Genomic DNA, 11,456 nt, shown 5'->3' on the forward strand with positions numbered 1-11,456 from the left:
ACGCCGTCCTCGCCGCCGTCGGCTACAACTTCCGCCGCCTGATCTGCTGGCTCAGGCTCTCGTTGTGGCAAATCCTGGCCATCCTCTTCGCCCGACCCCAAATCAATCCAGCCTGAATTCAGGGTTCTTCACGGACGACCAATTACGCGATCAGCGCGCTCTAGCAGGTCTTGGGTTTCAAAGGCGAAAGGATCGTCGTCCATAGCATGCTCCCGATCAATGCAGGCGGGAGCACGCGATCTCTCAGCCACCGGCGCCTACGGGCAAAGCCTTGGCCGGTGATGCAGGCACAATACTCCAGATTGCTTCCACTTCATAGTGAGATAGATCGCAGCGAATCCAACGGTAGCACACGGCCCAAGCTGGCCCTCGGCAGAGAAACGACTCTGGAACTGGCTCAGCGGCTCGCCGGCCTCATCCGAAATTTCAGCCGCGCCGATAGAGCTGCAGATAGCTCGGCGAGAACAGGGCAGCGTTCTTGAGCGCGCCGAGATCGTTGATGGTCAGCGTGCGCTCGCGCAGCACGATGAGGCCGGAGGCGCGCAGCTCCTGGAGCGTGCGATTGAGATGGACCACCGAGAGCCCGGTGGCGTCCGCAAGGTCCGTCTGCGTGATCGGCATGACACAAGAATTGCCGTCGACCATGCCGACGGGACGAAGCCGCTCGATGATCTCGCAGAACAGATGCGCGACGCGCTCCAGGGCGACGCGACGGCCGAGATTGATGGCCCATTCGCGCTGAATCGCGGCGTTGACGAGGGTCTCGCACAGGAACGCTTCGGCGAGCGAGCGGTGGTTGGCCACCAGGCTCTCGAAGTGTGCACGCTTGATCTCGGCGTATACGACGGGCGTCATCGTCGCGATGGAATGGTCGATGGCCGGCATCAGGAATGCGTGCGCGTCGCAGCTCTCGCCCGGAAAAATGAAGTTGACGATCTGGCGCCGGCCATCCTCAAGGGTTTTGTAGCGGCAGAGCCAGCCCGACAGCACGAGACGGACGCTATCGACGGCATCGCCCTCGGAGATCAGGTCCTCGCCCGATCTGGTGCGCTGCAATGCCTCAAGCAACGCGTATTCGAGTGATTGCCGCGCCTCAGCCGACATCGGCCTGAGCACGTTCAATCGGCGAATGACCGGTTCAGCGAGGCTGCGGTCGGATGTTGAAAGCGGCATCAGTCAGCCACCGCCGGCGTATGGAAAGTGCGTCTGCTCAGGGGGACCGTGATCGTGCATTGCAGGCCGGCAGGATCGAATGCCATCGTGGTCTGCCCCTTGAAGTCAAACGCAAGTGTGCGCTCCAGGAGCTCGGTGCCGAAACCTTTGCGCGGCGGCGGTGCGACCACCGGCCCGCCCCGTTCCCGCCATTGGAACATCATCACTGCCGGCTCGGTGCTCTCCTCGATTCGCCATGAGATCTCGATGCGCCCGGTCGGCTGGCTCAGGGCGCCGTATTTCAGCGCGTTGGTCGCGAGTTCGTGAAGAGCCAGCGCAAAGGTTTCCGCGGCTTTGGACTGCAAACGCACCTTCGGACCGGTCAAACGCACCTGCTCGCCTTCCCGGGCATTATAGGCCAGCAGCTCCTCGACGGCGAGGTATTCGAGATCGACACCGCTTTCGGGATCGCGGGTCACCATTGCCTGGGTGCGGGCGAATGCGCTCAGCCGGCCATCGAGATGGGAAGCAAACTCCTCGACGCTCTGGCTTGTGTCGGCCGTGCGACGAGCGATCGAGCGCACGACGCCCAGCGTGTTGCGGACGCGGTGCTGGAGCTCGGCCAGCAGCAGGCGTTGCCGCTCCTCGGCGCGGGTGATGGCGGTGACGTCGATGAAGGTGATGACGACACCGGCGATGAAATTGTCGATGCTGCGGTAGGGCAGGACGCGCGCAATGTAGCGCGTACCGTTGTCGGGCGCGCTCAGCTCGCGCTCCGCGCTGGCCAGCGTGCGCAGCACGCGGCGGACGTCGTCATAGAGCTCCTCGATCGGGACGCGCGCCTTAATATGACTGATGGGACGACCTGTGTCGGTTTCGACCAGATGCAAAACCTGCGTAATCGCGGGCGTGAAGGTCATCACCCGCAAATCATTGTCGAGAAATACGGTTGCGATCTGCGTGCTTTCGAGGAAATTCTTGAGGTCGCTGGTGGCGCGGGTCAATTCCTGAACGCGATGAGCCAGCTCGCCGTTGACGGTGGTCAGCTCCTCGTTGACCGACTGCAATTCCTCACGCGAGGTTTCGAGCTCCTCATTGGCCGATTGCAGCTCTTCGTTGAGCGACTGGTACTCCTCGTTGGAGGACTTCAGCTCCTCGTTCGTACTTTCGAGCTCCTCGATGGTGGCCTGGAGGCGCTCGCGCGTGGCACGCAGCTCGTTTTCGAGCCGCTCGACATGCTCGGTCCTGACCAGCGCATTTGGATTGGCCTGGCCGGCCTCGATCGTGCGGAGTGGACCATCCTTGAACAGCACGACGAAGCTGCGATGGCCACCGGCGCCGTCCTGGATGGGCTCGACCGTGACGTCAACGAGGATACGATGGCCATGCACCCCGAGTTGCACCTGCTCGGCATGGGCCGGCTCGTTAGTCTCTGCCGCGCGGCCCAGCGCTGTGCGTACTTCCAGGCGCAGATCGCGGTGTACGAGCTGGAGCAGGTCGAGCGTGGCGGCGCCCGCCGTCGGCTCGATGTAGCGGCCGGTGCGCCCGGAGAAGTGCAGGACCTGAAAATTGTCGTCAGTGATAACGTAAGCGGGCGCATAGCGCTCCGCGATGCGCTGTGCGCGGCGCTCGAGGCCGACGTCGGGGCCGAACGAACGCACCGGCGGCAGCTCGACGGGGACCCTTCCCGCCACGGTCGTGATCGGAAACTCCGGCGGCAGCCGCGTTCCTGTCTCGAGCCGCTTGAAGATGCGGGCGCGGCGGTCCACCGGCGCGAACAATTTTGGATGCCGCGTCACGTTCTCGGAATTGCCAAGAAACAGGAAGCGATCGGGGAGCAGCGCGAAGTGGAACAGCGGGATCACCCGGCTCTGCAACTCGGCATTGAGATAGATGAGCAGGTTGCGGCAGGAGACCAGGTCGAGCTTGGAGAACGGCGCATCCTTGATGACGTTGTGCTGGGAGAAGATGCACATCTCGCGCAGTTCCTTCACCACGCAATAGGTGTCGCCCTCCCGGACGAACCAGCGCGCCAGGCGCTCGCTGCTCATATCGGCCTCGATATTGGTGCGATAGCGGCCGACGCGCGCCGTTGCGAGCGCCCGGCCATCGATGTCGGTCGCGAAGATCTGCACCTGCGGCGGGGAATCCATCCGCGCCATCTGCTCGCGGAGAAGGATGGCGATGGAATAAGCTTCTTCGCCAGTTGCGCAACCGAGCACCCAGACGCGCACCTGCTGCCCCGCGCCCTTGCCTTCGAATATCTTCGGGACGATTTGGGTCTCCAGGACCTCAAATTCGCGCTTGTCCCGGAAGAATTCGGTGACGCCGATCAGAAGGTCGTTGAAGAGGTGCTGGACTTCGTCCTTATCGTTGCGCAGGAAATCGACATAGGCGGCGATTTCGTCGATCTGGACCACCTGCATGCGCCGCTGCACGCGGCGCAAGAAGGTGTTCTGCTTGTAGCCGTGGAAATCGTTTCCGGTCTTGTTGCGCAGAATGTCGGCGATGCGTGATAGCGAGGCCGCGGCCGCGGCCAGCACCTCATCAAACCCCTGCTTCTCGTCCAACCGTCGCAGATGGCGGGCATAAACCCGGATGTGCTCCGGAATGTCTTGCGGCGGCAGCACGTAGTCCGCGATGGCCGCTGGCGTGTTGGCGTCCTCGAGATGATCCAGCTCCTCGCTCGCGACTTTTTCGGCGATGGCAAGACCGCCATGATCCTTCAGCGTCGCTGCGCCGAGCGTGCCGTTGCCGCCGGTGCCGGCCAGTATGACACCGATCGATTGCTCGGCGCGTTCTTCCGCCAGCGACACCAGGAAGCTGTCGATCGTGGCCCGCTCACCGGGCGCCTGCTCGGCCTCGCGGATCGCAAAACGGCCGCCATGGATCGTGGTGATCATCGCCGGTGGACAAAGATAGATCGTACCGCCCTCGATGGTTTGGCCGTCGCCGATGCCGGAGACCACGGCAGCGCTCGCATTTTGCAGGATTTCGCGCAGCCGCGGCTCGTCCAACGCCTCATGATGCTGAAGCGCCAGTACGACAGCCTGATCAGGCTCAACGGTGAGCTTGGCAAAGAAGCGCTCGATACTGTCCAGGGCAGTCGGCGAGGCACCCACCCCCACGATCAGCGGGGACCTGATCTGGCGCTCTCTTTCGACCGGCTGGTCGCCGACTTCGTGCATGTCCTTGCTAGCTTTCATTGGCTGGCGGGGCGAACCGCTCCCCCCAAGCACATAGCAGAAATGGATGTTATCCCAATAGATGGAAGGCAGAAATGCTTAGAGCCAATAGTGGCCCGAGGGCGGCTCAGCCCGCATGCCGACCTTCCCATTTTGAACCCGCGGAAAAATAGAGGCTGCGCAGCTCGGGCCGGCAGCGCGACCGTCCGGGGTTGAGATCGTGTGGAATTGAGCGTCCAACGTCAGCCTTATCTCGGCAGCGCAGGATCAATCTCGTGCTGGAGATAGGCGACACGCTCCTCGATCAGGACGCGGTGGCGCTCCCACTCGGTCAGCGTCTGTTTGAGAAGGGCGACGAGCCGCTCGGCCTCACCCGCGTCATGGCCACCAGCCATGAGCTCTCGAACCCGATCCTCCTGGTCACGGATACGTTTCGAGCCCTCTTCGATGTCCTCATTGGCCTTGGTTAGATGGCGGCGCTCGGAATCGAGTTGCTCGGAGCATTCGGTAACGGAGATGGCCATGACAGCGCCCTCAACCTTCCCGCTTGCGCAACGGAGCATCCAGCGACCTTAGCACGACGCGCCTGATCATGTCGGCATATTCGCGATATTCGGCTGCCCTCGCCTCATACATCTCGGCAACGGCGGACCGGCCACTGCGACGCCCATCCGCGGCCATGCGCTGCACCAGTTCCGCGCGTTCCTCGATGATGCGCAAAGCAACACGCAGGGCTTCGTCGACCCGCCCTTCCTGCTCCTTGGCAAGGACATCGGCACCGAAAGCATGACCGACCTGACAGCGGAAACGTATCGGGCGCGATTCCTTGACCTCGGACAGCACGCCCCCGCACGCCGGACAGGTCAGCGCGACGGGATCGGCCATCGAGACAAGCTTGTCACTGCCGATCCGGTCGCCGGCTGCGATCTCCACCTCAAGCCTGATCTCGGGCGGGATCGGCAGAATGGCTCCGGCCTGCTCTCTGACGAGTTCGGAGAGAACGTCGCCCATACCGGCGCTGGGAACACAGACATCAACAGTGGTCGCCTCCATCGCGCGTTGCGGCATCTCGTCGGCAATGGCGTCGGAGGGGTCTTGGACTACGGTCATCCCGCCGCAGCGCTTGATGGCATTGAGGCCAGCCGCCCCGTCCGACAACAGGCCGCTCAAGAGCACTCCGATCACGCGCGGCCCGTGATAGAGGGCTGCTGAGCGGAACAAGGGGTCGATCGCCGGCCGGACCATGTTCTCGCGCGGGCCGCGCCCGAGCAACACGTGATCCTCCGCCAGCAGGAGATGGTGGTCAGGTGCAGCCAGATAGATCCGGCTAGGCTCGATCTTCATGCCGCTTTCCGCCTGCCGGACTGGCAGGGCGGCGACGCTGCTGGCGACGGTCGAGAGAATGCCGATCCCTTGCGCCGGGATGTGCAGGACGATGAAGACGGCTGCCGGCAGATCGGGCGGCAAGCGGCCGAGGATCTGCTTCAGGGGCTGGGTCGCTCCCGCCGAGCCCCCGATGACGATGATGTCGCGGTTAGCCATTTGGGTCGCATCGTTTTTTACCAAGGCGGGTCCCCCTTGTATGTTCCAAGGGGCTGGAAGCGGAGGCTTGAGGCACCATGGCAACATCGCCCAACCCGTCGCATCAGCGCGGGCCGCTCGCCGGGCGTCGCATTTTCGTTGTTGAGGACGAGTATTTTCTCGCCGATGACATCGGCAACACGTTTCGCGCGCTGGGCGCGGAGATTGCGGGTCCGGCCGGTCATTTCGAGGATGCCGTCAAAATCCTGCACGACGGCAGCATCCTGCATGGCGCGGTGCTGGACGTGAACATCCGCAGCGAGATGATTTTTCCGATTGCGCGCGAACTGAAGGCGCGCAACATCCCGTTCGTGTTCACCACAGGCTATGACAAGATCACCGTCGGTCCGGAATTCGAGGACGTGCCGCTTCCGGAAAAGCCAATCGATCTCGGCGCGATGGCGCGGAAGCTGGCCGCACTCATCGCCGATCCGCGCGGTTGACGATCAGAACAGATGCGCGACAGCGAGCCAGGGGTGACATAGGGCAGCGCGGCGCGCAAGACAGGAAACCTCGCGCGGTCACTCCATCATCATCCAAACGATGGCCGCCATCATCACGAGAAAGCCCGTGATTGCAGTGGCGATAAAAGCCTGTTCGATGCGGTCCATCGCCATCGCAGCCCCCTTTCCAGCCCGCACACTTTGACCACCTTGGGGGACCCGCGCACTAGGTTATGTGAATCGGGCGCCGCGCTTCATCGGCCATCTACTCCCGCCAGAACTCCTCCAGTTCCTCCGCGGTCACGAGGTCGACCTGGCCGTGAAAGCGGGTGCGGTACATCGTCATGAGCGCATCGTGCCCGACGTCGGACGAACTGCACAGCGCGTCCTCGACGATGACGACCCTGAAGCCGAGGTCGACGGCGCTCAACACCGTCGACAGCACGCAGACGTCGGTCTCTGCGCCCGTGACCACGACCGCACCGACATTCTTTTCGATCAGCAGACTCGCGAGTCCGGGATTGCTGAATGCGGAATAGGCCGGCTTATCGATAATGACGGCCGGAGGAACGAACTCGCTCAGGGCCGGCACGAGTTCGAGACCGGATGGCGGAAGATACCTGCGAGTGGCCTGGCGCCAGCGATGGAAATAGCTCTGCCATTGGCCGGGACGGTCTTCCGGATCCTGCGGCGTGATGAAGCGCGTGAAGATCGTTCTGGTCGGATGGCGGGAAACGATTGAGGCGATCGTCGGCAGCACCCGCTCCATCCAGGGCGTCGCCCAGAGCCCGCTCGGCGCAAAGATGTTCTGCATGTCGATGCAGAGGTGAACGGCATCCCTGATCTCGGCAATCTCCGAGCTACTATCCCTCATCGTTCTCCACCGTCAGGCGCTCGGCCGCACGCCGTCAGCTGGCATTCCCCGCCGAGTTCAGCGACGGCAATGCGAACGCAAAGGCTTTGGTTCCTGGGAACTGCCCTTGGGCTGCCCTTGAGCTGACCTTGGGCCCGCTTGCGCTTCCCGTCCGGTCACATGAAGCCCGGGTTGCGCGGCAGATACTGGGCCCAGTCTCCGAACTCACGCGAGGACATCAGCAACATCGGACACTTGATCCGCATTCCGTGCTCGATCGCGGTGTTGAGAGCCGGCCCGCTTGCGCCGGGCAGGAAGGCCGATATCCGCGACGAGCCACTCTCAAGCGCCAAATGCAGCGCCGTCCTGAACGCGGGAGCGACGGCATTCGCCTGCAGGACCGCGAGCGGTCCGATGTGTCCGCCGGCGTCCACGTAAGCGTAGCCCGCCCAGTCGCTGCCGTCGTAGAGATTGACCCCTCTCGTCGCGCGGTCGCTCATGAGATAGCGATGATGCTTTTCGCGGGACACGCCAAGCACCCGCTCGTCCGCCTGAACCAGGCGACGCAGCGTCGAAGCCGCATCATCGAGCGGCGTGAATTGAAACCGCGCACCGTGCAGACGACCCATCAGATGCTCTCGCGATACGCCGACGCTGTAGATGGGAAATCGCGGCAGCAATCCATGGCGGATATAGAGACCTTGCGAGACCGTGTTGAAGCTGAAGGTAATGAGCACCCGGTTGGAGGCGGCCGATGTCTCGGCGCGCTCCAGGGTCCGCTTGATCAGTTCGTGGCCGATGCTGCGTCCCTGCTGATCGGGAGACACGAAGAGCTGGGCCAGAAACCACATGTCACCGCAGACCCAGCTCCAGGCGAAGCCGAGAATCCGCTCGCCCTCCTCCGCCACCCACAGACCGTCGGGGTCGTCCTGCATGGAATACAACTGAAACCGGGGAGGAGAAGAAGCGGCCATCGGCCCAAAGCCATGCCGTTGCGTGAGATCGTTGATGCTGGACACGACGAGAGCATCGGCGACTTCCAGATCCTGGGCGCGCGCCAGCCGGTAAATCACAGACATCGGGCAACTCCGCTGGTGATCAGGTGACGTTCAAAATCTCGCGGTGCCGGAATCGAGCCCAAGCGCCAGCCGGCCGGCGATGATGTAGTTGTTCGGACTCATCGCGATATGCGTCGCGACGGCGCGCACGTCGCGGACGGCGCGCTCCAGGACGCAGGTCTCGAAGATGGCGGCCGCGCCCACACTGGTGGCCAGCTCATCGGTAATGGACATCGCAGTCTCTGCCGCGTGTGCGTTGGCGATCCGAATGTCCGCCCGCGCCTCCACCAGTCGCTTGCCGCCCGTAGCGGTAGCGGCCATCAGGTCCGTCATGGCATGACTCAGGAAGGCGCGGGCGGCGCGAAGCGTTGCTCTCGCCCGACCCAGCGTTGCCTGGACTGTCTCACGATCGCGCAGCAGGACCCGGCTGCCAACGTTGCTTTTCCGGCAGGCGAGCTCCGCGAACGAGGTCATGGCGCCGGACGCTATGCCGAGCGGCACGCCGCAGATGCTCCACGCGAATACCGATAATGGCGGCATGCGATAGAGCAGTCCGGGCTGGGTCGGTCGCGGCGCGAAAAACGGATGGACGTGAGCGGCCGGCACGAACACATCGCGCGCTTCGAAATCGCAACTTCCGGTGCCGCGCAGTCCGGACACATGCCAGTTGTCGTGGATGGTCACGTCTGCCCGATCGAGATAGCAGCAGAGAAGTGGCGACGCCGGGTCCTCAGGCTTGATGCTAGCCAGCACCATGAAACGGGTCGCATGATCCGCGCCGCTGCCGAACGGCCAGCGTCCCCAGAGGCGGTATCCCCCTGCAACCGCCGTTGCCATGCCGACTGCGCCAGTCGCGCTGACGACGAAGGCGCGCGGGTCGGCAAACCACTCGCGTGCAACGGCCTCGCCGAGATAGCCGCCGAGCCGGCTCATGCCGCCGCCGTTGCCGACCAGCCAGCCGACTGAACCATCGAGCGCCGAGGCGGGCTCGACAACGCGCATGAACGCGAAGGGAGACAACTCGGGTCCACCGAGCGCACGCGGCAGCCACAGGCGGAATAGACCGGCGTCAGCGAGTGCCGCGAACACCGCGTCGGGCAAGCGCCGCGCATCGTCGAACTTGCTGCGCTGCGCAGCGATCAGCGGGGCAAGTCCCTGGATGGTCTCGAGCAGGTGGCGAGCCGGCTCCGGGGTGCCGGCAATCACGTCCGGATCAGGGCGAGGCAGCAGGTCGTCCGCCTCGAGCACATCGCAATGGTCGCGCATTGGGCAAACCTCCAAATTGGCAGCGCCGCCGCAGCATGATCCCGCGCTTCCCGGAGGTCCTAAATCAGTTCCGAAAAAGTCGCGAAAAATGTAGTCTCCAGGCGATGACCACCCACGAATTTGGTCCCTACCGGCTCGATGCAGAGGCCGAGATGCTGTTTCGCGAGGCCGAACCGGTCGCGCTCGGTCGGCGCGCCGTGGTGCTGCTGCGGCTCCTGATCGAACGGGCCGGAACACCGGTTTCCAAGGACGCATTGATGCAGGCGGCGTGGCCGGGGCTTGCGATCGAGGAGAGCAATCTGACGGTTCAGATCGCCGCCCTGCGGCGAATATTTGCCGACGGCGACAGGGGCGCGGCTTGGATCGAGACGCTGCCGCGCCGCGGCTACCGTTATGTCGGGCCGCCGGTCGCCATCGACTTTGGAGCCGGCCAGCCTGCCTCATCGGCGCCTGCAGGGTCCGATAGGCTGTCACTTGCAGTGCTTCCGTTCTCGAATCTGAGCGGCGACCCCCGGCAGGATTACTTTTCCGACGGCATCACAGGCGACATCATCGCCGAACTATCGCGGTTCAGGTCGCTGTTCGTCGTCGCCCGCCACTCCAGCTTCGCCTACAAGGAAAAGCCTCCCGAGATCAAGCGCGTCGGCCGCGAGCTTGGCGTCAGGTATGTCGCTGAGGGCAGCGTGCGCAAGATCGGCAGCCGGGTGCGGGCGACCGTTCAACTGCTCGACGCCACGAGCGGCTATAATCTCTGGACCGAGCGCTACGACCGTGAGCTCGATGTCATCTTCGCGCTCCAGGACGAGATCGTCAGGGCCATCGTCGCGGCTCTGCCGGGCCGGCTTGAGGACGCCGGCCGCGAGATCGCCCGACGCAAGCCGACCGCCAGCGTGACCGCCTACGATCTGGTTCTACTGGGGAACGAGCGGTGGCGTCAGCTGACCGTGAAGGGCATGGCCGAAGCCAGGGAGTATTTCCGGAACGCCGTCGCGCTCGACCCGCAATATGCCCGCGCCCACGTCAACATCGCCTGGACCATGGTCTGCGACGCGTTTCTCGAATCGCCGACCATCGCGACTTTGGACGAGGCGCTTCGCGAGATCGAGACCGCGCTCGACATCGACGGCGGCGACGCCTGGACTCATGGCGTCTTCGCACAGCTATTGTTCCTGCTGAATGAAGACGCCAAGGCCGAAATCCATTTCAGTCGAGCTCTCGCACTCAATCCAAACGATGCCGACGTCGTCGCCGTCTTCGCCAACATTCTGGTCTACTGGGGACGCTGGCGCGAGGCGCTCCTATGGATCGGGTCAGCCAAACGGCTGAATCCCTTTCCGCCCAACCTGTACCATTGGTATCACGCGCTCGCCCTCTATTCGGGCCGCGAGTATACGCAGGCGGTCAATGCGTTGATGGAGGCGCGATCGCTCGATAGGTGGTCACACGCTCTCCTCGCGGCCTGCTATGCGCAGATCGGACGGCTCAACGAGGCCCGATCCGAAGCAGAGGCATTCGTCAGCGAGCGGCGTCGAGAACTTAACGCGCGTGGCGAGGCCGCACCCGCGAAGACACTCGACTTGGCCCGGGCCCGAGCCGACCGCTATCGCGATCCCGCCGACCGCGAGCACTTTCTCGATGGTTTGCGCAAAGCGGGCCTCACCAGCTGACAGCACGCGGCGCTCCTGTTGCGACGCTCGCGCCGAGCAAGGCCATGAAGTTCGGCCGCCAAACGAGACCGCGGCGAGCTATCCGCCACGCTTCCTTCATATGCGATAGCCCGTCGTCCGTGAAGAACCCTGAATTCAGGCTGGATTGATTTGGGGTCGGGCGAAGAGGATGGCCAGGATTTGCCACAACGAGAGCCTGAGCCAGCAGATCAGGCGGCGGAAGTTGTAGCCGACGGCGGCGAGGACGGCGT

Annotated in this window: 9 protein-coding genes; 2 read left to right on the forward strand and 7 right to left on the reverse strand. The window is 63.7% G+C overall.

Features of this window, described 5'->3' with window-relative positions:
* Nucleotides 1-426 precede the first annotated feature (426 nt).
* The 4 genes from IVA78_RS24700 to IVA78_RS24715 form a co-directional block, all read right to left on the reverse strand.
* On the reverse strand, nt 427-1,173 hold the full coding sequence (locus tag IVA78_RS24700) for a Crp/Fnr family transcriptional regulator (protein WP_247275730.1): 747 nt from the start codon (nt 1,171-1,173) through the stop codon (nt 427-429).
* Complete coding sequence (locus IVA78_RS24705; protein ID WP_247275784.1) at nt 1,173-4,340, reverse strand: CheR family methyltransferase; 3,168 nt, start codon at nt 4,338-4,340, stop codon at nt 1,173-1,175. Before IVA78_RS24705 ends, IVA78_RS24700 begins: the two co-directional genes overlap by 1 nt.
* 245 nt (nt 4,341-4,585) lie before the next feature.
* On the reverse strand, nt 4,586-4,861 hold the full coding sequence (locus tag IVA78_RS24710; RefSeq protein WP_247275729.1) for a hypothetical protein: 276 nt from the start codon (nt 4,859-4,861) through the stop codon (nt 4,586-4,588).
* A gap of 10 nt (nt 4,862-4,871) precedes the next feature.
* The gene (locus IVA78_RS24715; protein WP_247420569.1) at nt 4,872-5,879 is read right to left on the reverse strand and encodes a chemotaxis protein CheB; all 1,008 of its coding nucleotides are present in this window, start codon (nt 5,877-5,879) and stop codon (nt 4,872-4,874) included.
* Between the two features lie 77 nt (nt 5,880-5,956).
* Between IVA78_RS24715 and IVA78_RS24720 the strand changes: the two genes are divergently transcribed.
* Nucleotides 5,957-6,361, forward strand: coding sequence for a response regulator (locus IVA78_RS24720; protein WP_247275727.1), 405 nt, complete (start codon nt 5,957-5,959; stop codon nt 6,359-6,361).
* Between the two features lie 265 nt (nt 6,362-6,626).
* Here IVA78_RS24720 and IVA78_RS24725 read toward each other — a convergent pair whose 3' ends face one another.
* From IVA78_RS24725 to IVA78_RS24735, 3 genes are all read right to left on the reverse strand, one after another.
* Complete coding sequence (locus IVA78_RS24725) at nt 6,627-7,235, reverse strand: isochorismatase family cysteine hydrolase (protein WP_247275726.1); 609 nt, start codon at nt 7,233-7,235, stop codon at nt 6,627-6,629.
* Nucleotides 7,236-7,390: 155 nt separating this feature from the next.
* Complete coding sequence (locus tag IVA78_RS24730) at nt 7,391-8,293, reverse strand: GNAT family N-acetyltransferase (RefSeq protein WP_247468352.1); 903 nt, start codon at nt 8,291-8,293, stop codon at nt 7,391-7,393.
* A 30-nt stretch (nt 8,294-8,323) separates the two neighbouring features.
* Nucleotides 8,324-9,538, reverse strand: a complete 1,215-nt coding sequence (locus IVA78_RS24735) for an acyl-CoA dehydrogenase family protein (RefSeq protein WP_247450858.1) — start codon at nt 9,536-9,538, stop codon at nt 8,324-8,326.
* Between the two features lie 104 nt (nt 9,539-9,642).
* Between IVA78_RS24735 and IVA78_RS24740 the strand changes: the two genes are divergently transcribed.
* Nucleotides 9,643-11,205: a winged helix-turn-helix domain-containing protein gene (locus IVA78_RS24740; RefSeq protein ID WP_247275723.1), complete on the forward strand. Its 1,563-nt coding sequence runs from the start codon at nt 9,643-9,645 to the stop codon at nt 11,203-11,205.
* The last annotated feature ends 251 nt before the right edge of the window (nt 11,206-11,456 follow it).

Origin of the sequence: Bradyrhizobium sp. 137 (assembly GCF_023074095.1) — a bacterium.
Classification (GTDB): Bacteria; Pseudomonadota; Alphaproteobacteria; order Rhizobiales; family Xanthobacteraceae; genus Bradyrhizobium.